We start from the raw sequence: 21,483 nt of genomic DNA on the forward strand, positions 1-21,483 counted from the left end.
GCCCAGGCGCATGCGCCTGGGTTTTTCTTTGTTTTAAACGTTGTAAATGAACCCAAAAGCAGGAAATGATACGTGTTTTGTGGAAATAAACGAATGAAATCAAACATAAACGAGTGAGGGAAACTATGACCCATCTTACTGAAGCTTTCATCGATGCAATGGCACCCAATGCGGGAGCAATCAAAAACGGTAACGATCTCGTACGCAAAAACAGCTTTCAGAAGTTATGCCGTACGGAAGACGGGTTGTTGCTATTTGGGGAATGTAAGGGAAGCGGCAAAGAGCCCTATAGCTGCTCCGTTGACTTCGTAAAAGCCGAACAACCTGTATTTCGCTGCTCCTGTCCAAGCCGTCAATTTCCATGCAAACATATATTAGGACTTTTGTATGCATATGCTGGAGGAAAGGCTTTTTCAACGGAAGAGATACCTGCGGATATTGCAGATAAGCGCGAGAAAGCGGACAAGCGTGAAGAGAAAAAGAAGGAAGCTGCCGCGATTCCAGCAGGTACAGAGACTAATCGCAAGGTTAACAAAAACGCTCTTATCAAGAAACTCGCTTCACAGCTTGAAGGGGTCGAGCTCGTTCACAAGCTTGTGCAGCAAATCGTGCAAAGCGGTTTAGCTTCGTTGGATAAACGCTCTCTTCATATGCATGAGGAGCAAGCAAAACAGCTTGGCAATCACTACATACCCGGGCTCCAAGCAGCATTTCGAGAGATATTGGTTTTAGTAGGCTCAAGTGAGAATCCGGAGACGATTTATTCGGAGGTTTGTGAACAGCTAGCTGCTATGCATGCTTTAATTAAGCGCAGCCGGGATTATTTGAAGGCGCGAATGGAAGATTCGAGCATCCCAATGGATATCTCAAGCCCACTTGAAGAAAAAATTGGCCATGCATGGCAGTTAGCTGAGCTGCGTGAGCATGGACTTCTCAGTGAAGCAGCTGAGCTTGTACAGCTTTCTTTTCGCTCCTATTCCGACGAAGCACGCGGTGAGCATGTGGATGAAGGATATTGGCTGCAGCTTCAAGATGGAGAAATCGTTATCACACGCAGCTATCGGCCTTTCCGTGCAGCCAAACATATGAAGGAAGAGGATAGCTGCTTTATGGTCGTCCAAACGAAGGAGTTATTCGCTTATCCAGGCGATTTGAATAAACGGGTTCGCTGGGAAGAGATGACCATGCGTGAATTGATACCAAGTGATCGTGTTGTTATTCATTCATATGCAGAGCGATCCTATTCAGCGGCAGTAAAAACGGTGAAAAATCAGCTCAAAAATCCATTAGCAGACCGCAACCCGGTCATGCTGCTTCATGCTGCTCAGGTGGCAAATTCGGAAGGCGGATATGTTCTAGTTGATGAGCAAGGAGCTAGGCTTCCACTTGATGCCATCTCAAGGCTGAATCATCCTACATTGCCTTTACTCCGTAATTTAGATAAAGAGCTGCTTGCAAATGTGGCGGTACTTGTCATGTTCGAGGATCGTCTCGCAGAAGGAAGGCTGCTGGCACAGCCTCTGGCTCTAATTACCGAACAAGAAATGATCCGCTTATTCTATTAATGGTTGACGAAGGAGCAAAATATGAGTATTCCATTATTGCGAGATTTGTATGAAGACGTACGCCGTTTAGTCATAGCAGGTGCGGGCATGGCGGCAGATGATACGCGTTTGAGACGATCGCTCCCACAGCTGCAGCAATTTGGTGAAAAGGCACCCATTTTCAAACGAATTGCAGAAGAAGTCGATAATGTTACGAGGGCTCAGCAAGAGAATGCGGCTGACAAGCTGCTGGATTTAACGGTATTGCTGCAAGCGGTCTTGCATACACAAAGCTCTATTGAAGCGCCAGGTGAGCTGCTGCCCGTTGGAATAGAAGCAGCAAATAACAAAACGATCACGACGATCCCTTATCGAAAGCTTAAGCCGCTCATTGATTCGCTGACGCTTCGCGGCCCCAATCGGCTCGAAGCCATTAAACAAGGGGTTGAGGCAGGACTGTTCAACGATGTAAGAACATTCGCACCAGCAGTCAACGCATTGAGAGACAGCTATTCTGAAATTGCTGAATATGTCGCAGATCATGTCATCCCACTTCTTGGTTCAGCTGCCTTGCCAATTCTGCATTCGGAATTCGATATGCAGGGAGGCAGCGGCGACGCGAGAATGCTCGTATGCCTTTATAAGCTGGCGAAGGACGAGAAGGAACTATGGCCAACTCTGCTGGCAGCGCAGAAGGATGGAGGATTGCCGGTACGTATAGCTGCGATATCGCTTACGGCTGGTTTGCCTAGCTTCGAGGAACATTTGCTCGATCTGTCGCATGACCGAAAAAAAGAGATTCGCAGCGCAGCTTTAATGGCATTGTCCCGCTTCGCTTCTACACAAGTCGTTGACCGTCTGATGGAATCACTAAAGAAAAAAGATACAGACATTGCCATAGCTCCCATTCAAGCGTGCGAGCTTCCTGCATTAACCGAGCAATTGTTGGTTTATGGTTTAGAGCTGGCTGAACATGTCGTTTCAGCTAAACAAGATACGGGCTTCCAAGAAAAGTTCAGCAGCGTCATCACTTGCTTTCAATCCAAAGCAGATGTTCAAACCGTTAGAGAATTTCTGATGCATATGCTAGATAATGATCTCCTTTCTTTCAAAGAAATGGAACCATTGATGAGTCAAGCAGCTCAAATATTATTAGATTCCAAAAATGATGAGGCATTAGTGTTTCTTCATGAGCTTCGCAATCGCCGCGCCTATTTGATCGCGTATTCGTTCAAAGCCGCACGACAAGTATTAAGCCCTGCAGATGTTTTTGACAGGTATGAAGGCTATGTAGAAGAGAAAAAGAGTAAAGCTGCACGCGAGCTAATACAAGCCATATATGAACTTACTCCTCATACGGTTGTGCAAGCCGCATTTACGCAGCATCAAAATCAATGGAGCTGGGATGCGAGATGGGCAGATCGCTTTATCACATTAAATGAGGAAGAGCTTGTATGCCGATTAGTGGAACGCCCTAATGAGAGGGCAATCCACTATTTAGTCGACAAAGCAAAAGTAGCGCCACAACTGATGAAGCAGCGTTCAATTCATATTTTGTACACGTTATTCCGGCTTGGACATACTGATACGCCAGAGATGCTAATGTCATCACTGGAGCTTTCTACGCAAAAATCTTTTTATTATATGGACCGAGATTTGCAGCTATTAATTGCTTTGCTTCCGGGGGAATTTGCGGATAGGCTTCAGCTAATCGCGGATAAGATGTCAAGCGAGTACTCTCGTGACCAATTAAAGCAGTTAGCCGAACACATTGCCGCTAAGCCAGCGGAGATTGAATCGAAACCAGAGGGAGCGGGATTTCTAGCATGGATCAAAAACAAACTATCTTAAGGTTGCCTGCAGAGCAGTTATATGCACATGAACTCGAAGCACTGAAGAAACATGACACTGGGGAGAAACCGGCAGGCTGGCAGCTGTCACCACGGGCTGTATTAACTTTTATTACAGGTGGCCGAGCTGGCAAGGTAGATATTACGCCAAAATACATTGGTCACACAAGACTCGTTGAAATTGCGATTGCGACACTGCTTACTGACCGTGCCTTATTGCTTATAGGTGAGCCGGGAACAGCAAAGTCATGGCTCTCGGAAAATTTAACGGCGGCCATTCATGGCGATTCATCTAAGGTTATTCAAGGAACCGCTGGTACAAGTGAAGAACAGGTACGATACTCATGGAATTATGCAATGCTTCTTGCTAATGGTCCGTCCGAGGAAGCGCTTGTCAAAAGTCCGATCTATCGTGCAATGGAGGCAGGAGGCATTTCACGGTTTGAAGAAATATCACGCTGCGCTTCAGAGGTACAGGATGCTTTGATTTCCATTTTATCGGAGAAGACGATTTCTGTACCTGAGCTAGGAAGAGATATTCCAGCTGCAAGAGGTTTCTCCATTATTGCAACCGCAAATACGCGTGACCGCGGTGTCAACGATATGTCCGCCGCTTTGAAGCGGCGTTTCAACATCGTTGTGCTGCCGGCACCATCAGATTTGGATACGGAAGTAGCCATTGTGCGCAAACGGGTAAGCGAGATTGCTTCCAATTATCGGCTCGGTGAGGCTGTTCCTGAGGAGGAAGCTGTACGTAAGGTTGTGACCATTTTCCGCGAGCTGCGCAGCGGGATGACACTAGATGGCAAAGAGAAGCTGAAGCAGCCAAGTGGTGCAATCTCAACTGCGGAAGCAATATCCTTGCTTATTAATAGTATGGCGCTGGCAAGCAGCTTTGGGGATGGGCAGGTTGCTGAGGAGGACCTTGCTGCCGGTCTGCTTGGAGCTGTCGTTAAGGATGAAGCAAAAGATGATGCGGTGTGGAAGGAATATTTGGAAAATGTGATGAAAAAACGGGGAGCCGAGTGGCGAGGGCTATATCGTGCTTGCCGTGAGCTGAGTTCGTGAGTACGGCTGCCGTATCCAATTACGGCGTTCATTTGTTCGGCGTACGGCATCTCTCACCGACCGGGGCATTTCATCTGCAAACTTTTCTTCAAGAAGTTAAGCCGCTGCTGGTACTAGTAGAAGGGCCATCGGATGCAACGGAGCTCATTAGTCAAATCACATTAAAGGGTGTAAAGCCGCCCATTGCCATATTAGCATATACCGATCAATTGCCAATCCGTACGCTTGTTTTTCCGTTAGCGGAGTATTCCCCTGAGTATCAAGCATTCGTATGGGCAGCTAGAAATGGCGTTGAAGCCAGATTCATCGATTTGCCGTCTGATGTATCGGTTAGCCTTCACTTGAAATTAAGTGCTGCTAGTGAAAAAGAAGATTATGCCGAAGGTGCCCGCTCGCATCGTGAACAAATCAATGATCGTTATGAGCAAGTGGCTATATCAGCGGGAGAATCCGATTACGAAACCTATTGGGAACGTTCGTTTGAACATAGCAGCGAGCCTAATACCTACCGCCATGCTATTCATGCCTTTTCAAGTGAGATGAGGCAGCTATCTGAGACGGATGAACGGATATATACACCGCTAGAGGCCGCTCATAATGAAATTCGCGAAGCTTACATGCGTGCACGAATTGCTGAGGCGATAGAAGGAGGCATTCCAGCAGAGCGAATTGTAGTTGTTACCGGAGCGTATCATGTTTCAGCACTCGAAGCGGAATTGGATGGCATGACTGAGCAAGAAGCAGCAGCATTGCCTAAGATTCAGACCAAGCTGACGCTTATGCCCTATTCGTATTATAAGTTATCCAGTCATTCAGGCTATGGAGCGGGTAACGTGGCACCGTCCTATTTTGAGCTTGCTTGGCAATGTTTAGTCAGTGGTGACCTTGGAAAGTTGTCTTCCGCTTATCTAGCAACGATTGCAGGTTATATGCGGCAGAGCGGGAATTTCCGTTCCGCAGCTTCCGTTATCGAAGCAGTAAGACTAGCTGAATCACTGGCATCCCTGCACGGAGGAAGATTGCCGACGCTGCGTGATCTTCAAGATGCCGCCATTACTTGTCTTGGATATGGCGAGCTTTCGATTGTAGCAGATGCGCTTGCAAGAACGAATATTGGTACTGCTATTGGTGCTTTGCCCGACGGAATCAGCCAAACTCCTATTCAAGAGGATCTTAATCGAAACTTGAAATCGTTAAAGCTGGATAAATATAAAACGACGGTAGCAACTGACCTTGAGCTGGATCTACGAGAGAACAGAAGAGTGAAATCCGAGGATGCTGCTTTTCTTGATTTAAGAAGATCTTTTTTTCTTGAGCGTCTTCAGCTCCTATCGATTAGCTTTGCTAAGAAACGCGCAGTCAAGCAGGACGGCGCAACATGGGCAGAACACTGGGTGCTCTGCTGGACGCCAGAAGCCGAGATTGAGATCGTTGAGTCCATCATGAAAGGGGAGACGATCGAACTCGCAGCTGCTTTCTCCATTAAGGAGTCTTTAGCGCAGAGCACTAACATATTAAACGCTGCGGCGCTCGTTAAGGCAGCATGGCAATGCGGGCTGCCCGCATCTATGGAAGATGCGCGTCGCACACTGCAAGAGCTGGCAGTTGAAGCTGGTGACTATACTCAAATCGCAGGGACACTTCGTGAATTATCTATTCTCGTACAATTTGGCGATGTTCGAAAAATGAATACGGATGTGTTAGTACCTCTTCTTCAACAGCTTTTCTTAAGAGGTACGCTGCTCCTTGTTGATTCGTCGATTTGCAGTGACGATGCCGCGGCAAATATGGCTTCAGCGATCATCGATATGCATACTGTATCACAGCAGCACTTTGAGGTGGTGGATGACGAGCGATGGGTACAGCAACTAGAGGAGCTTGCTTATCGCGATGATCGGAATGCTAAACTGTCAGGTCTAGCATTCGCTTTGCTGCTTGAGCGAAACCTAATCGATCATGAACGGTTAGCACGAGAGGTGTCGAGACGATTATCCCCGGGGATACCTGCTGATATTGGAGCTGGCTGGTTTGAAGGCATGTCACTCCGCAATCGTTACGTGCTGCTGTCTCGGAGGCAGTTATGGGAACAGCTCGACCTTTATACAAGATCGCTTGATGATGAGCAGTTCAGACGATCGCTTGTTTTTCTTAGAAGAGCTTTTTCATCCTTCGAAGCTAGAGAAAAAAACGCGATTGCGCAATTATTAGGTGATGTATGGGGATTTGGATCCATAGAGGCGGCCGATGTATTGCAGCGGCCACTGAGCAGTGAGGAGCAACAAAAAATAGATGAGCTCAATGAGTTCGACTTTGGAGACTTATAACATGAGCGATAATGAGCATTTCGAACAATTAAAGCGTTGGCGCCTCATTTTGGGACATTCTGCAAACGACAAGCTATCTGACATGGCGAATGGTCAGGAATTGCTCGATAGTGAGCTGAGCTTGATGGATCAAGCTCTTGCAGCCATTTATGATGAAACAACTGAGATTATGACGGACAAACCCCAAAAAAGCGGTGGTCGTTCAGCTAGTCTTGGCGCATCATCGCCCAAATTAACCAAATGGCTAGGTGATGTTCGCAGTTTCTTTCCATCTGATATTGTATCGGTCATTCAAGCGGATGCCATCGAGCGGAAGGGCTTGACACAGCTGTTGTTCGAGCCGGAGACGCTAAGTCAGGTGAAGCCTGATATTAGGATGGTTGCGACACTCATTGCGTTAAAAGGCCGTATCCCTGAGAAAACAAAAGAAACAGCAAGATTACTCGTTCGCGAGGTCGTCGATGAAATTTTAGCTCGCTTGGAGCATGAAATTCGGCGAGCCGTTACAGGCGCTTTGAACCGAAGAAAGCATTCACCGCTGCCTTCGATGACAGGGCTGGATTGGAAAACGACAATCCGCAGAAATTTAAAGCATTATGATTTGGATAGCCAAAAGCTTATTCCAGAACGTTTTTATTTTTTTGAACGCGCTCGGCGCAGTAAGGAATGGACCGTTATTCTCGATATCGATCAGAGTGGTTCCATGGCGGATTCGGTCATTTATGCTTCTATTATTGGTTCTATTTTTGCGAGCTTGCCTGCCTTGGATACACATGTTGTCGCTTTCGATACTGAGGTTGCTGATTTAAGTGAGCAATGCGCCAATGATCCAGTCGATATGTTGTTTGGCATTCAGCTCGGCGGCGGCACAGACATTAACAAATCGGTTCAATATTGCGAGCAGTTTATTAGTGACCCAAAGAAGACATTGTTTATTCTCATTTCAGATCTCTATGAAGGCGGCAACCAAGCATCACTTATCAGAAGGATGGAAAATATGCGGCAATCCGGCGTTAGCGTAATTTGCTTGTTAGCCTTGTCGGATAGCGGAGTTCCTTCTTATGACGCTGCGCTTGCAAAGAAGCTCTCCACATTTGGCATTCCATGCTTCGGCTGTACGCCGGACCGGCTTCCAGAGTTGATTGCAGGTGCATTGCAAGGGAGAGATTTACAGGAGCTTGCTAGCGCAATTGATCCAGCGGGCAAATAAACCTTATAAACAATTTATGGAATCTTAAGCTTTAATTAAACTTTACTTACAAGCCTCTTAACGATTGATTGTTATCTTTAGTAATAGATAACAAGTCGATTTTGGGAGGTTTTTTTTATGCAAACAAAACTCTATGTCCTATACGGCGGCAAATCCGTCGAGCATGAGGTTTCATTAAAAACAGCATACACCGTTATTCAATCCATAGATAATTCTAAATTTGAAGTATTCCCCATTTACATTACGCGAGAAGGACTATGGTGTTCGCCTGACAAGTTAAATCAAGAAGGACTTCAATTAAACGATCTTATAGCTTTGCCCAAGCATAGGAGTGAAGCCGAGTCCATCGGACAGGTTTTAATGAGTCAATTCGCATTGCCAGGAAAAAAAGTTGTCTTGCCGCTGCTGCATGGCTCATATGGAGAGGATGGAACCGTACAAGGGATGTTGGAATTGCTTAATGTTCCTTATGTTGGGAATGGCGTATTGTCCTCTGCACTTACACTGGACAAAGCCATCTCAAAGCAGCTATTAGCGCAAGCTGGCATTCATCAGGTCGACTACCGTGTATATCGTTATGATCAATGGCTGGAAGATCATTCAAAGGTACTTCAAAAGGCAGAAGATACCATTGGTTATCCTTGTTATGTTAAGCCTGCCTCACTGGGATCAAGCATCGGCATCAGCAGATGCCACGACAAACAAGAGCTGGTTGCCGGCATTACCGAAGCATTTAAGTATGACAACAAAATTGTGCTTGAGCGTGAAGTGATAGGCAGAGAAATTCAAGTGGCTGTTATGGGTAATGAGAAGCCGCTTGCATCACTGCCAGGCGAATTCATCCATGACCATGTCTTCTTTGATTTCGAGTCCAAATACATGGATAAGCAGCTAAAGATGTCGATTCCAGCGCATCTATCCGAAGAAATCACGTCGCAAATTAGGCAGCTAGCCATCAAAGCTTACCATACTCATAACTGCTCGGGTCTTGCACGGGTAGACTTTTTCTTAGATGGCAAGGGACAGTTGTATTTGAATGAAATCAATGCACTGCCTGGCTTTACGAATTACAGCATGTATCCGGTCATGTGGGAGCGGACGGATGGAACTAGATATTCGGAGCTTGTCGAGAAATTAATTGATTATGCTATCATGCGTCATGCTGAAAAACAATCGATTCAGTACACGAGGTGATCGATATGCTTAGAGATACTTGGGCTGACATTCATTTGAATCATATTCAAGACAATCTTATACAGATTCGCGAAACGCTGCCAAACCATGTCAAGCTGATGGCTGTTGTGAAAGCAAATGGCTACGGACATGGTGATCTTGAATCTGCGCATATGGCTGAACAAGCAGGCGCTGATGTTCTGGCTGTTGCTTATTTAGAAGAAGCGCTCCGCCTTAGATCCTATGGCATGAAGCTGCCTATCCTTATTTTGACACCAATAGACGCTGAATATGTACACTTAGCCATCGAGAATGATTTGATGTTAACCGTTACAAATGCCACATGGTTTAAGGAAATGAGAAAATACAAACCAACTGCATCTGCCAAGAAGCTTCTTATCCATGTGAAAGTGGATACGGGGCTCGGGAGAATTGGTATTCAATCAATAGAAGAGTGGGACAAGCTTGTGCCATGGCTAAAAGCGCCAGATATCGAAGTGGATGGATTTTACACTCATTTTGCGACCGCAGGCAAAGCAGATACGACATTTCTTGAGCTGCAAACAAGCCGCTTTATGGAGATGATGGAATGGAGCAAAAAGTCCGGTCTCCATATTCGTCATTATCATTGTGCGGGAAGTGCAGCAGCACTCCGATTTCCTAATCTTGCAATGGATATGGTACGCATAGGGGCGGCGATGTACGGCTTTTATCCAGAAAAGCTTGTGCAATCTGTGAAGCTCAAGCCTGTTTTGAGCTTGCACAGCAAGCTCATACAAGTAAAGAAGCTGCGCAAAGATGAGTACCTAGGATACGACAATTCCTATCAGGCAGAAGAAGAGCAATGGATTGGCACAGTTCCGATTGGATATGCAGACGGTTGGTCACAAAACATGCAAAATTCTGAGGTGCTGGTCAACGGACAACGGGCAAAAGTCGTCGGCAAAATATGTATGGATCAGCTCATGGTCAAGCTGCCAGGACCTTATGCGGAAGGAACACAGGTGACTTTAATCGGACGTCAGGGAGCAGAAGAGATCACATTTGCAGAGCTAGCCGCCCATATTGGTAGCGTAGCACAGGAAATATCAACATCGCTATCAGCTAGAGTAACAAGGAAATACAAGGACGTAGAGGAGGCTTGGACGAAATGGGGCAACCGAACCAAACTGAAACCATTCAAGAAAGCGGTTATGTAAAGCATACAGCTGTTCAAGTTAGTCGTGCAGAAATGTATGAAGGACATCTGGTATTGGTTAATCAAGCCAACCCAATAAAACAGTTCATTTCATTGGACAAGCTGATCCCGCTTCATACTAATCCTGACATAAAATTGCTGGAGGAAGGTTTGTTACTAGAGAAAACATGCTTGCAGCATTTCAATATACTTCTAAATGAATCTCAAGCCATGAATGATATTATTGCAGTTAGCGCTTATCGCTCGAGAGAGGAGCAGGAGAAAATCTATGAAACCTCTCTAGTGGAAAATGGTGACGAGTATACCGCTTGTTATGTGGCTTTGCCAGGACATAGCGAGCACCAAACGGGACTTGCCATCGATGTTGGGAAAATAGATGAACATGTCGACTTTATTGCGCCATCTTTCCCAGATAGCGGCATCTATATGGCATTCAAGCAGCTTGCTGCAAAAAATGGCTTTATTCAGCGGTACAAAGCAGGAAAAGAGGCTATAACAAACATCTCTTGTGAGCCATGGCATTTTCGTTATGTCGGTTATCCTCATGCCGAAATTATGGAGCAGCATGATTTTTGCTTGGAGGAGTACATCGATTTTGTAAGAAAATTTACTTATGGCGGGAATTATCTCACCGTAGAAACAGATAGCATGCTCGTGCAAATTTATTATGTGCCGGCAGAGGATGGACCTTCCACGACTGTTCCTATCCTAAATGGTGATCTATATCGAATATCAGGAAATAATAGGGATGGTTTTATCGTTACGGCTTTTACTGGAAAAGGGCAAAGATCACATGGTCTCTAAACCCAATTATAGCGGGCTCGACTGGCTTAAATTTATAGCGGCCCTATTCGTTATTGCCAATCACACCAGTCCATTGCTCTCGTATAACGAATATTTTGACTTTCTATTCAGCGGAATCATCTCGCGATTAGCGGTGCCTATATTTTTTATGTCAACGGGCTTCTTTTTCTTCCGAAAGCTGACAGGAGATAAAGTTAAAGATCAAAAAGCGCTGTTCATTTATTTAAAGAAAATCGGAATCTTATATTTGATTGCTGTCTTGTTGTACATTCCTTTGAATATGTACAAAGGTGATTTTTCTACTCATTTTACCTTTGGTTCCTTTATAAGGGACATTGTTTTTGACGGTACGTTTTATCATCTATGGTATCTGCCTGCGCTAATCATTGGACTTGTTCTTACGTATTATTTGCATCAGAAAATGTCGCTTTCCATGCTGCTCGTTGTTGGTTTTTTGTTCTATGTAATAGGACTTTTCGGTGATAGTTATTATGGAATTTCGGAAAACATAGCTGTTCTAAAACATTTCTATGAATGGCTGTTTCATTTTTTTGATTACACACGCAATGGTTTATTCTATGCACCGATTTACCTCATATTAGGCATCTGGGCAGCAAAACGTCCACAGCCTGCTAGAACGCCGATAAACTACGCGTGTTTGTTTCTGATTTCGTTAGCACTAATGATAGCCGAAGCTTCCTTTCTGAAAGCTCTACAATTTCCGCGGCATGACAGTATGTACGTATTTGCATGGCCAGCAACCTACTTCTTGTTCCACTGGGCGTTATCCTGGAGAGGCCGATCTGGAAAAGCATTTAGGGAGTGGAGAGTATGGATTTATATATTGCATCCTATTGCTATCGTTCTCGTTCGAGGAGCAGCTGAGTTCGTGAAGCTGGAAGCTTTATTCATCACAAATAGCCTCATTCATTTTGTCGCTGTATGTCTTGCATCAATCGTTATGGCAGCACTCGCCGTACGAATATCCGTCATAAAATTTAAGTTTCGACCATAGATATGATAATGGGAGATGTTCGTTAAGCAAATGAACGAGAGGAGAAGCCGCAGCGAAGGAGCATTACCTGCAGCTGGGAGGGATTGCAATGAGTAACGAACTGCTCATTCAACTACTCGTGCTTATCGTAATGATCATCGATATGGCTAACCGATCCAAAGATTCGTAAGGTTAGAAGGCAAAACATCGAAAGTGGTGTTTTGTCTTTTTTTCGTGTTTGTATGTAAGGAGGGGAAAGACAGCGCAGCAACGAATATGTTTACATGTTGAGAAAATATGAATCGTTCCCTTTAGCTTACGTTTTGAGAACGTAATAGATAGGAAGGAGCAACGCCATGATTGAATGTCCTTGGTGCGGCAGCAGCGTTATACTCGAGCATAATTGTTGTCCGGAATGTAAACAAGAGGTTCTTGACGAGCATTTAGATCCCTTTGTTGATGATCAAGAGAATGAGCTTGAAAAATCAGATCTCGAACTTTATGAGTATGATATAAACAACAGCATTGCGAATTCATTCACATGCACTAAATGTAATCATAATGAGTGCGATATTAATGAATTGGCTATGACAGGTGCGGGATTAAGCAAGCTTCTAAACATTCAATATCAACATTATTTATTTGTTTCTTGCATGCAATGCGGTTTCGTTGAAATATATGACCCTACGATATTAAGACGACACAATTGATGCAATTTCAAATTCAGCTTCAATGGAAACATTCAAAGAATTTAGCTTGAAGGAACGTTTTGATCCATTCATGCTTAAAAGGTTAACAGGAGGATTTTCTAGTGAAATACGAAATTATTTTGTTTGATGCTGACGATACCTTATTTGATTATTCTTTAGCAGAGGCGCACGCCCTTAAAAGTGTTTTCTTGGAGTTTCAAATTGACCTTCTACAATCACATATTGAACTCTATCTCTCAGTTAATCAGCAGCTGTGGAATGATTTTGAAAAGGGTGAGATTACTCTTGATTTTTTGCGGCATGAGCGATTTAGAAAACTGTTTGCAGAAGTTAAAGTCGAGCTTGATGCTGTGCATTTTAGCGCGCGCTACGTTCATTACTTGGGAGAGGGCTCTTTCTTAATCGAGGGCTCGGATGTTCTTATTCAACAGGTTCTTCATAATGGGCATCGCATTGCAATCATCACAAATGGGATTAAACAGACACAGCATAATCGAATTGGCAGGTCTGCTTTAGCTCATTCGTTCGAGCATATTATCGTTTCTGAGGACACTGGTTTTTCGAAGCCGCAAACGGGAATTTTTGATTTTGCATTCAAGAAACTGAATCTGATCAATAAGTCTAATGTGCTTATGGTCGGTGATTCATTAACATCTGATATCCAGGGCGGCCTCAATTATGGCATCGATACATGCTGGTACAATCCGAAGCGAAAGCCAAATCGTACAAGCATTATTCCAACGTATGAAATTCATCATTTAAACGAGCTGCTGCAACTACTATAAAAAACTGTTATCATCATAGCTTAGAAACAAGAACGATGCAGGCGACAGCCAGCATCGTTTTTTGTTTCTAATTAAGTTCCCAATCCTGCAGCAGCATAATGGCTGCCCCTGCGGTAACGGCATCCTCAGTCAGCTGTCCTTGCGAAAATTTCGGTTCATATTGCGGTGAATAATAAATGTTGCTCCGCGCAACTTGAATGACCGTTTCATAAATCGTTTTATCGACATTGACGAGCGGGCCACCTAAAATGACAGCCTCGGGATGCAAAATATTAATGAGATTGGCGATACCAATGCCGAGATAAGTAGCCGTTTGTAGAAATTGCTCCGTAATGAATGCATCTTTTTGCAAATATGCTTTCCGCAAAGCATCAAATTGAACTTCCTCTGGCGGAATTCCCATTAACGTGCTTGAACGACCAAGCTTCAGTTGAGAGCGTATTTTTTTCTCCAACGCGGGAATCGAAACAAGCGCCTCAAGCGCGCCATAATTTCCTTCGTCGCCAAGCCTTGGACCATCAGTCTGAATGATCATTTGACCAAACGAGCCTTCCATATCTACTGCGCCTCTAACGATTTGTCCACCCGACATCATAGAGGTACGCAGACCAACTCCCGCATGAACATAAAGCATGTGTTCAACCTCTTCATTGCGCAGCGCCCAATGCTCGCCAATAATAGCTGTGTTCGCTCCATTATCGAGCAGGGCAGGCATGCCAAGCCGCTGTTCCAACCAGTCACAGATGGGAACATCAATCCAGCCTCGTGCAGGAAAATAACGGGGTTTTAGCATAACGCCATCTTCACGGCTCAAAGGGCCAACGGCGCCAATCCCAATTCCAATCACTTTGTTGCGATCAATGTGAAAGTCACTCATCATACGCTCAGCAATTTGAGTGATTTTGCCTACAAGCGTTTCTGGCGTCATTCTTTCATCCATCTTCCATCGTTCAAACGCGAGCGGTTTTAAATTCAAATCATATAAACCGATAGAGGAGGAGAAGCGGGATATTTCTAGCCCAAACACTGCACGATGATCTGGATTGACGCGATACAATATAGGTTTTCGCCCGCCTGTAGATCGTCCCAGCTCTGAAGCAAGAATTAGACCATCCGTTAGCAGTTCCTCCAGCAATCTCGACAAGCTGGTGGATGTTATCGTTAATCGCGCCATTAAAGCAGCTTTGGAAACGAGTCCATCGCGAATGATGAGATCAAAGACTTGTTTTTTAATTGTAGGTACTTTTACATTCATATTTGAATCTCCATTTGTCCAAGTAATTATATCGGATATTAATCAATCTCTATTATATGCTCTAGGAATTTGCATGACTAGATAAAGTCTTAAAATATTTTATAAGTCATTCTAATCTTATGTACCATTCGTTTTGATCAGATGCTTATTCACAACCAAGCCGCAGTATATTTGTCAGTTTTCGACAAAATAATCGGTTGTCATAGCTGGGAATAAGTTCTATAATCTTGTTACAAAGCAGATTATCGATAATCGATAATCGGAAACGGAGAAGTGAATGTTATGTTTGAGAACATGTCAATTCCTTCGGTTAGCTCCATTAGCGATCAGGTTTACACAGCATTAAAGAAGGAAATTCTAGCAGGTGAGCTGCAGCCGGGAGCTAGGCTGCTAGTTCTTGAGATTGCAAAGAAATTCAACATCAGCCAAGCACCGGTTCGTGAAGCGCTGGAACGACTGAAATCAGCAGGATTTAGTACGAGCATCCCCAACAAAGGCTCAATTGTTTCATACATTACCGACAAGGAAATAAAAGATATTTTCGAGCTGAGAGAGATCATAGAAGGTTTTGCGGTACGGCAATCGATGAAGCAGCTAAACGAAAATGATTTCAACTATTTAGAAGATCTGATTCGTCAAATGGATGTTGCTCATGAGCAAAACGATATTTTGAACATATTAGAGCTTGATATGGAGTTTCATGGTTTTTTCTATAGGCGCTGCGATAACCATATGATTCTCGATCTTTGGAATCGGATGCGAATCAAAGTGATGCGGTTCATGGCTATTTCCAATCGTCATTACTCCACAGAAGAGCTGGCGGATTGGCATCTTCGGCTCGTAGACGTTCTGCGCACTGGCGACGCTGCACTAGCAGAAGAAGCCTTTACTTTGCATATGCACTCTTACAAAATGATTCATCTCAATTAAAGTCATTCATTTCACAAGTCGACCTTACAAGAGGGGGAAATGGAGAATGTTAAGCGAGGGGTTATTATTTAAAGAAGATGTCATTCTTACGTGGATGAGGGAGCGTTTCTTGCGAAACCTGGTGTCTAATGCCCGTTCAATGAAGTCGGATTTAAAAGAAAGCTTATCCAGGCTTCAGCTTAATCCCTATTACACTTTTCCTGTTATGGCTTTGGTAGAACCGACGATCCCATTTGAAGATGAGCATGAGAAAATCATTTATTTGGAGCAAATTCGGGATTACATGCAAAAAAAAATGACCGAAGGCAGCGTTGTATTTGTGGATGAGGAGGGCAGAATTGGCATGCTCTTCTCATGGGTATCGAAGGAATCTATCGAGAAGATGCAGACTATGCTTAAAGAGCATTTTCTTCATTCCTTTAATGTCGGCGTGGGCAAACCATGCAGTCAATTATATGATATTGTCCATTCCTATCGGCAGGCTGCGCGAGCGCTGCAGTATAAGTTTTATAGTGGAACGGGCAAAATTAATTATTTCAGCGAGCTTGGACGCTCGGAATCGCTCCAGCAATACCCGTCAGATAAGGAGAAGCAGCTTTTTGATGTTTATAAAGCCGCAGAGACAACCGCAGAGATTGAAGAAAGTGTTCAGCTTTTTTATGCTGAGCTGCTTCATGATGGACCGATTGATACACAAAGCGTATATGATGTGACCGTTAGGCTTCTCGTCGGAATAGAAAAACGTGTGATATCAGAGACAGAACATGTTAGCATGTATGAGCGGTTTGACGTGATGTCGATCGTGAAGCTTGCGACTTTGGATGAAATTAAACAGTATGTCATTCATTTTTTAATTGGACTGAAAGAAGTGTTCTCGTACAATCAGAAGGAGAGCCACCGCAGCATTATCAAAAAAACAATTCATCATATGGAGCAGGAATGCCAATATGTATCCTTGCAAAGTGTGGCACAGAAAGTGTATATGACGCCAACCTACTTAAGCTTGCTATTCAAAATGAATACAGGAAAAACGTTCATCGAGCATTTGACAGACATTCGGATGGATAAAGCGAAGGATATGCTAAAGAGCACCCATTACAAAAATTATGAGGTAGCAGAGAAGGTCGGCTACCAAGATCCACGGTATTTCAGTCAAATCTTTAAGAAAAAGGTCGGACTCTCGCCTAGTGAATACCGGGAAACGATTGGTAAATAAAAGCATCTCATATGAAAAGGACTCTAGCGGCGGCATGATCCAGCTAGAGTCCTTTTTCTCATATTTAAACCACAGTTGCTAGTTTCGAACGAATTGCCTAGAGACGAACATCGCTTTGCGGTCCGTTTCGATCTCTCATTTGTGCTTCCTCAAGCTCAGTATCCCAGTTTAGATGACGATATTCCTCGGCTGCGGCATCATTTTCGAACCAGTTCAAGAAATCTGTCCAAAGCGCAACGTCCCATCCGGCATCAATTTGTGCTGTCGAATATACGCTCTCACGCAGTCTTACGAAACCAAACACATCACGTACTTGGGACTTTTCCGCTTGTACGACCGTTAGCTCAGCTAAATGAGGCGGAATAAAAATAACGCCAGATGGAGTGCCGAGTACCACGTCTCCTGGCATACATATAGCCTTGCCAATGCGTGTTGGAACGTTCATGCCTACCATTGTAACGTCCGCAATCGCAGTAGGGTCGCTGCCGCGATAATACACATTAATATTGTCGATTTCTACGATTTGCTGATTATCGCGAATACCGCCCCAAATGACAGCACCGCCGCGCTTCGTGCGTGTGGAAATAGCTGTAGATAAATTCCCGCCTACATAAGTGCCAAGATGCACTTTATCAAACATATCCACTACCGCGACGTCATCTTCTACAAGCGAATCAATAACCCATTGGTTGAAAAAGCCTTTTCGATTTTCTTGCTCATGTCCATAGTTAAGCAGCGCTTCATGCAGATCAGGTCGTTTAGGCACCATTACAGCTGTAACAGCGCGTCCAACCATTATTTTATTCGGGTGAACGATTTTGAAATCACCTTCGAACTGAAAGGCATAACCTCTGTTCCAGAGAGGGCCCCAAGCCTCCTCCAAAGTGATTTTGCGCATGCGCCTAAGAACATCTTCGGATACTTTAGGACGTCCATTCGGAAAGCGTTCACCCTCCCAAAGCGGCGTTAGCTGGATCATATCTTCCGGATTGTCAAATTTCATATGAGCACCTCTTTCGCAATAGTGTGTTTGAAGGCTGCTGTTATTTGCTTTCTAAGTCTATTGTTAGGGACATTCCCATATTTGTCGATGCGACTTTCTTAAGGTATTTATGGGGCAATCTATGAATTTTTCACACTATATAAAATCAAACGATTTCATAATTTCTTCACCTTCATTCATGTAACCGCTTTCGTATAAAGTAAAGGAACATTATCTAGGAAAGGGGACGAGATGATAAGAGTGAAGACAGAGACTGTTTTACCCAAACAAAAGCAGATAAAAACAAAACGCAAACAACAAGGAGCTGCTCATTTAGCCGGATACATATTTATATCCCCTTGGCTAATCGGTTTTTTGCTGTTGACGCTTTGGCCCATTGCACAATCGTTTTATTTGTCTTTTACCGAATATTCTTTGCTGGAGGACCCAATATGGACCGGCACGGACAACTACACCAAAATATTTACTGGTGATTCCACTTTCACGAAATCGCTCAGCGTGACGTTTATGTTTGTATTATTCTCCGTTCCATTAAAGCTATTTTTCTCCCTTATGGTCGCATTGGCACTTAATAAGAACATTCGAGGCATGAATATTTATCGGACGGCAATTTATTTTCCATCCTTAATCGGAGGAAGCATTGCGGTAGCAGCGCTTTGGCGCAATATGTTCGGGATAGACGGTTATATCAATCAAGTGCTCGCTTGGTTTGGGATTGAGGGGGTAGGCTGGATATCCAATCCGGACACCTCGCTTGGCACATTGATTTTACTCAATACGTGGCAATTCGGATCAACCATGGTTATTTTTCTAGCTGGACTTAAGCAAGTGCCGCAAGAGCTTTATGAATCAGCATCTGTAGACGGTGCCGGCAAGGTAAGGAAGTTTATAAGCATTACGCTGCCAATGCTCTCGCCGGTTATGTTCTTTAATCTCGTGCTGGGCATTATCGGATCGTTTCAAACGTTTACCTCAGCGTTCATTATCACAAAGGGCGGCCCTATTAATTCAACCTATATGTACGCCATGTTCCTGTACGAGAAAGCGTTCAAGCATTATCAGATGGGTTATGCGTCAGCACTTGCTTGGATATTGCTCACCATTGTTGCGCTTCTCACGCTTATTAATTTCGCAGCCTCGAAATATTGGGTGTTCTACGAATCAGATGGGGGGAAAACCAAATGAATTCGCTGCGTTCGAAGCTGACGAGCCATTTGTACCTATCCCTGTTCTCTATTCTGATGCTGTATCCCGTCATCTGGTGGGCAGGAGCCTCTTTAAAAAAAACAGAGGAGCTCAGCTTGCCGACGATCTGGCCGAAGACACCCATTTGGAGCAATTACTGGGATGGCTGGCACTTCTCATCGGAATATACATTTGCTCATTTTTTTGGAAACACACTGCTTATGGAGCTGGGCAATGTCATTGGCGGCGTTGCCACGGCTGCGATTGTAGCTTATGGCTTCGGAAGGCTAAACTTCAAGCTGCGCGGCTTCTGGTTTTCGATTTTACTGCTGACCATGATGCTTCCAGGGCAGGTAACCGTTGTCCCGCAGTACATTTTGTTCAATAAGCTAGGATTTGTGGACAGCTATGTACCGCTCGTGCTTCCGCATTTTTTCGGAGGTGGCGCATTTTTCATTTTCTTGCTTGTGCAATTTATTCGCGGTATTCCGAAAGATTTGGATGAGGCCGCAACGATTGATGGAGCAAGCGTTTACGGAATCTTTTGGAGAGTGATCCTGCCTCTGCTGAAGCCCGCACTTGTTACCGTAGCTATATTCACCTTTATATGGAGCTGGGACGACTTTTTTGCACAAGTGCTTTATTTAAGCTCCGTTGACAAATTTACTGTTGGGCTGGCACTGCGTATGTTCATCGATCAATTCGACATTCAGTGGGGACAATTGCTAGCCATGTCCTTGCTGTCGATCTTTCCTTCGGTAATCATCTTTTTCTTTGCACAGAAGCATTTTGTCGAAGGAATAGCTACTACAGGATTAAAAGGGTAAGTCATTTCATTTCACAAAGGAAAAGGGGATGTAAGACGATGAACAAAAACGGGTCAAGAAGCTTGGGGCTGTTGATGCTGGCATTACTGCTCGTATTGACCGCTTGCAGCGGAGGCGGAAGCAACAATGGAGGGAAGCAAACGAATGAAGGAACGAAGAGCACAGCACAGCCCGACGATGCAGGCGGCAAAGAAGCTGGCGCCAAAACAACACTCAGCATTATGTGGTGGGGGCCGGATGCCCGGCACGAGGCAACAAAAAAAGCGCTAGACATTTACTCCCAGCAAAACACGAACGTATCTTTTAAGCCGGAGTTTATGGCATGGGATGCATTCTGGCAAAAGCTTCCGACACTTGCTGCTTCGAAGTCAATAACAGATGTACTGCAAATGGATGCTGCCTACATTCAAGAATATGTATCGCGCGGTCAGCTAGAGGATCTCTCTGACATTGACCTAAGCGGCATTGTTGATCCATCCGTAATTTCTAATTTGCAAATAGATGGAAAATTGTACGGTATTCCACTAAGTCAGAATGCACAAGGCTTAGCTTACAACAAAGCGGAGCTGGAGCAATACGGGATTACGCTTCCGCATAAGGATTGGACTTATGATGAATTTTTCCAGTGGGCAAGAGACGCTCGGGCGAAGCTGCCTGATGGGAAATATCCGATCGGTGATACAACCACTTGGGATAGCTTCAACTATTACCAGACGTCGATGGGCAAACCGCCCGTTATGTCCGATGGCGGCAAAACATTTACGCTTGATAAGGATTTGTTTATGACCTTCTACCAAACGTATGAAGAGTTCCGCAAAACGAAAATCGTACCTCCTGCAGAAAAAGCCGCTTCATTTCTGGAAAATGACCCGCAAGCTGATCCAATGGCATCCGGCGTCGTAATGACAAGAGGTGCAACAACCGGCTCTGTCAGCGCTTTAGAGCAGCTTATGCCAGGAAAGGTAGGCGTAGTGAATCTTCCTGTTGGTCCTGCGGGTGGCGGCTGGGCGCAATCAACCATCTTCTTAAGTGTAAGCGCGAATTCCAAAAACAAAGATGAAGCGAAGAAATTTCTGAGATGGTTCGTTACCGATAAGGATGCAGGCAAAGCGCTTGGTCTCACACGCGGCATTCCGATCAACCCTGACATTTATAAAGAGCTGGAGCCAACTCTTGAGGCTAAAGATAAGCTCGGCAAAGAAATATATGACCTTTCACTAGACAAGGCTTTGCCGTTCTATCCGCCGGCAGCAGGCTTCTCCGAATGGGTTGATACGTATAAAAAGGAGATGGAGGCTGTAACCTTCGGCCAGCAATCGATTGAAGATGCCTACAAGAAAATAGACAAGATGGGCAAGGAATTGGCTGCGAAAGTGGCTGGTTAATAAACTATGGAGGTGGTATCTG

At 44.5% G+C, this 21,483-nt stretch carries 18 protein-coding genes; 16 read left to right on the top strand and 2 right to left on the bottom strand.

Going from position 1 to position 21,483, the window contains the following annotated elements; all coding sequences use genetic code 11:
* Positions 1 to 125 precede the first annotated feature (125 nt).
* The 11 genes from ACIFSR_RS18315 to ACIFSR_RS18365 all read left to right on the top strand — a co-directional run bounded on the left by ACIFSR_RS18315 (position 126) and on the right by ACIFSR_RS18365 (position 13,660).
* The gene (locus ACIFSR_RS18315; protein ID WP_430058994.1) at positions 126 to 1,565 is read left to right on the top strand and encodes an SWIM zinc finger family protein; all 1,440 of its coding nucleotides are present in this window, start codon (positions 126 to 128) and stop codon (positions 1,563 to 1,565) included.
* 21 nt (positions 1,566 to 1,586) lie between these two features.
* A complete protein-coding gene (locus tag ACIFSR_RS18320; protein WP_430058998.1) occupies positions 1,587 to 3,395 on the top strand; it encodes a HEAT repeat domain-containing protein in 1,809 nt (602 codons plus the stop codon).
* The gene (locus ACIFSR_RS18325) at positions 3,371 to 4,462 is read left to right on the top strand and encodes an AAA family ATPase (RefSeq protein ID WP_430059001.1); all 1,092 of its coding nucleotides are present in this window, start codon (positions 3,371 to 3,373) and stop codon (positions 4,460 to 4,462) included. The genes ACIFSR_RS18320 and ACIFSR_RS18325 overlap by 25 nt, the downstream gene beginning before the upstream one ends.
* Positions 4,459 to 6,786 (top strand): DUF5682 family protein, encoded by a 2,328-nt coding sequence (locus tag ACIFSR_RS18330; RefSeq protein ID WP_430059003.1) that lies wholly within the window; start codon positions 4,459 to 4,461, stop codon positions 6,784 to 6,786. The genes ACIFSR_RS18325 and ACIFSR_RS18330 overlap by 4 nt, the downstream gene beginning before the upstream one ends.
* Before the next feature lies 1 nt (position 6,787).
* Positions 6,788 to 7,996 carry a VWA domain-containing protein gene (locus tag ACIFSR_RS18335; protein WP_430059005.1) on the top strand — a complete coding sequence of 403 codons (1,209 nt, stop codon included), beginning with the start codon at positions 6,788 to 6,790 and terminating at the stop codon, positions 7,994 to 7,996.
* A 117-nt stretch (positions 7,997 to 8,113) separates the two neighbouring features.
* Entirely contained in the window at positions 8,114 to 9,190 is a 1,077-nt protein-coding gene (locus ACIFSR_RS18340) for a D-alanine--D-alanine ligase family protein (RefSeq protein ID WP_430059007.1), read from the top strand.
* A gap of 5 nt (positions 9,191 to 9,195) precedes the next feature.
* Complete coding sequence (gene alr / locus ACIFSR_RS18345; protein ID WP_430059009.1) at positions 9,196 to 10,368, top strand: alanine racemase; 1,173 nt, start codon at positions 9,196 to 9,198, stop codon at positions 10,366 to 10,368.
* Positions 10,320 to 11,171 carry a D-alanyl-D-alanine carboxypeptidase family protein gene (locus ACIFSR_RS18350; protein ID WP_430059012.1) on the top strand — a complete coding sequence of 284 codons (852 nt, stop codon included), beginning with the start codon at positions 10,320 to 10,322 and terminating at the stop codon, positions 11,169 to 11,171. Before alr ends, ACIFSR_RS18350 begins: the two co-directional genes overlap by 49 nt.
* Positions 11,116 to 12,186 (top strand): acyltransferase family protein, encoded by a 1,071-nt coding sequence (locus tag ACIFSR_RS18355; RefSeq protein ID WP_339209434.1) that lies wholly within the window; start codon positions 11,116 to 11,118, stop codon positions 12,184 to 12,186. Before ACIFSR_RS18350 ends, ACIFSR_RS18355 begins: the two co-directional genes overlap by 56 nt.
* A gap of 335 nt (positions 12,187 to 12,521) precedes the next feature.
* Positions 12,522 to 12,875, top strand: coding sequence for a zinc ribbon domain-containing protein (locus tag ACIFSR_RS18360; protein WP_339209433.1), 354 nt, complete (start codon positions 12,522 to 12,524; stop codon positions 12,873 to 12,875).
* Between the two features lie 101 nt (positions 12,876 to 12,976).
* Positions 12,977 to 13,660 (top strand): YjjG family noncanonical pyrimidine nucleotidase, encoded by a 684-nt coding sequence (locus ACIFSR_RS18365; protein WP_430059016.1) that lies wholly within the window; start codon positions 12,977 to 12,979, stop codon positions 13,658 to 13,660.
* A 67-nt stretch (positions 13,661 to 13,727) separates the two neighbouring features.
* Here the strand turns inward: ACIFSR_RS18365 and ACIFSR_RS18370 are convergent, their stop codons facing one another.
* Complete coding sequence (locus ACIFSR_RS18370; protein WP_076265903.1) at positions 13,728 to 14,915, bottom strand: ROK family protein; 1,188 nt, start codon at positions 14,913 to 14,915, stop codon at positions 13,728 to 13,730.
* A 282-nt stretch (positions 14,916 to 15,197) separates the two neighbouring features.
* Here ACIFSR_RS18370 and ACIFSR_RS18375 point away from each other — a divergent pair, with 282 nt between their 5' ends.
* Together ACIFSR_RS18375 and ACIFSR_RS18380 are read left to right on the top strand one after the other, a co-directional pair.
* Positions 15,198 to 15,845: a GntR family transcriptional regulator gene (locus ACIFSR_RS18375; protein ID WP_339209429.1), complete on the top strand. Its 648-nt coding sequence runs from the start codon at positions 15,198 to 15,200 to the stop codon at positions 15,843 to 15,845.
* A gap of 46 nt (positions 15,846 to 15,891) precedes the next feature.
* The gene (locus ACIFSR_RS18380) at positions 15,892 to 17,061 is read left to right on the top strand and encodes a helix-turn-helix domain-containing protein (protein ID WP_430059020.1); all 1,170 of its coding nucleotides are present in this window, start codon (positions 15,892 to 15,894) and stop codon (positions 17,059 to 17,061) included.
* 97 nt (positions 17,062 to 17,158) lie between these two features.
* Here the strand turns inward: ACIFSR_RS18380 and ACIFSR_RS18385 are convergent, their stop codons facing one another.
* Positions 17,159 to 18,064 (bottom strand): RraA family protein, encoded by a 906-nt coding sequence (locus ACIFSR_RS18385; protein WP_430059023.1) that lies wholly within the window; start codon positions 18,062 to 18,064, stop codon positions 17,159 to 17,161.
* A 231-nt stretch (positions 18,065 to 18,295) separates the two neighbouring features.
* Between ACIFSR_RS18385 and ACIFSR_RS18390 the strand changes: the two genes are divergently transcribed.
* The 3 genes from ACIFSR_RS18390 to ACIFSR_RS18400 are packed head-to-tail and all read left to right on the top strand — an operon-like array spanning position 18,296 to position 21,461.
* Positions 18,296 to 19,249 carry a carbohydrate ABC transporter permease gene (locus ACIFSR_RS18390; RefSeq protein WP_076265907.1) on the top strand — a complete coding sequence of 318 codons (954 nt, stop codon included), beginning with the start codon at positions 18,296 to 18,298 and terminating at the stop codon, positions 19,247 to 19,249.
* The gene (locus tag ACIFSR_RS18395) at positions 19,246 to 20,076 is read left to right on the top strand and encodes a carbohydrate ABC transporter permease (RefSeq protein ID WP_430059027.1); all 831 of its coding nucleotides are present in this window, start codon (positions 19,246 to 19,248) and stop codon (positions 20,074 to 20,076) included. The genes ACIFSR_RS18390 and ACIFSR_RS18395 overlap by 4 nt, the downstream gene beginning before the upstream one ends.
* A 38-nt stretch (positions 20,077 to 20,114) precedes the next feature.
* Entirely contained in the window at positions 20,115 to 21,461 is a 1,347-nt protein-coding gene (locus ACIFSR_RS18400) for an ABC transporter substrate-binding protein (protein ID WP_430059029.1), read from the top strand.
* The last annotated feature ends 22 nt before the right edge of the window (positions 21,462 to 21,483 follow it).

The sequence above is a fragment of the Paenibacillus sp. NRS-1760 genome (genome assembly GCF_050467785.1).
In the GTDB taxonomy this organism is placed as follows: Bacteria; Bacillota; Bacilli; order Paenibacillales; family Paenibacillaceae; genus Pristimantibacillus.

Excerpts from the sequence above, each read along its gene's own strand:
- ACIFSR_RS18335 (WP_430059005.1), top strand. The coding sequence starts at position 6,788 with ATGAGCGATAATGAGCATTTCGAACAATTAAAGCGTTGGCGCCTCATT.
- ACIFSR_RS18395 (WP_430059027.1), top strand. The coding sequence starts at position 19,246 with ATGAATTCGCTGCGTTCGAAGCTGACGAGCCATTTGTACCTATCCCTG.
- ACIFSR_RS18355 (WP_339209434.1), top strand. The coding sequence starts at position 11,116 with ATGGTTTTATCGTTACGGCTTTTACTGGAAAAGGGCAAAGATCACATG.
- ACIFSR_RS18360 (WP_339209433.1), top strand. The coding sequence starts at position 12,522 with ATGATTGAATGTCCTTGGTGCGGCAGCAGCGTTATACTCGAGCATAAT.
- ACIFSR_RS18375 (WP_339209429.1), top strand. The coding sequence starts at position 15,198 with ATGTTTGAGAACATGTCAATTCCTTCGGTTAGCTCCATTAGCGATCAG.
- ACIFSR_RS18400 (WP_430059029.1), top strand. The coding sequence starts at position 20,115 with ATGAACAAAAACGGGTCAAGAAGCTTGGGGCTGTTGATGCTGGCATTA.
- alr (WP_430059009.1), top strand. The coding sequence starts at position 9,196 with ATGCTTAGAGATACTTGGGCTGACATTCATTTGAATCATATTCAAGAC.
- ACIFSR_RS18315 (WP_430058994.1), top strand. The coding sequence starts at position 126 with ATGACCCATCTTACTGAAGCTTTCATCGATGCAATGGCACCCAATGCG.
- ACIFSR_RS18385 (WP_430059023.1), bottom strand. The coding sequence starts at position 18,064 with ATGAAATTTGACAATCCGGAAGATATGATCCAGCTAACGCCGCTTTGG.
- ACIFSR_RS18390 (WP_076265907.1), top strand. The coding sequence starts at position 18,296 with ATGATAAGAGTGAAGACAGAGACTGTTTTACCCAAACAAAAGCAGATA.
- ACIFSR_RS18320 (WP_430058998.1), top strand. The coding sequence starts at position 1,587 with ATGAGTATTCCATTATTGCGAGATTTGTATGAAGACGTACGCCGTTTA.
- ACIFSR_RS18380 (WP_430059020.1), top strand. The coding sequence starts at position 15,892 with ATGTTAAGCGAGGGGTTATTATTTAAAGAAGATGTCATTCTTACGTGG.
- ACIFSR_RS18370 (WP_076265903.1), bottom strand. The coding sequence starts at position 14,915 with ATGAATGTAAAAGTACCTACAATTAAAAAACAAGTCTTTGATCTCATC.
- ACIFSR_RS18325 (WP_430059001.1), top strand. The coding sequence starts at position 3,371 with ATGGATCAAAAACAAACTATCTTAAGGTTGCCTGCAGAGCAGTTATAT.
- ACIFSR_RS18340 (WP_430059007.1), top strand. The coding sequence starts at position 8,114 with ATGCAAACAAAACTCTATGTCCTATACGGCGGCAAATCCGTCGAGCAT.
- ACIFSR_RS18350 (WP_430059012.1), top strand. The coding sequence starts at position 10,320 with ATGGGGCAACCGAACCAAACTGAAACCATTCAAGAAAGCGGTTATGTA.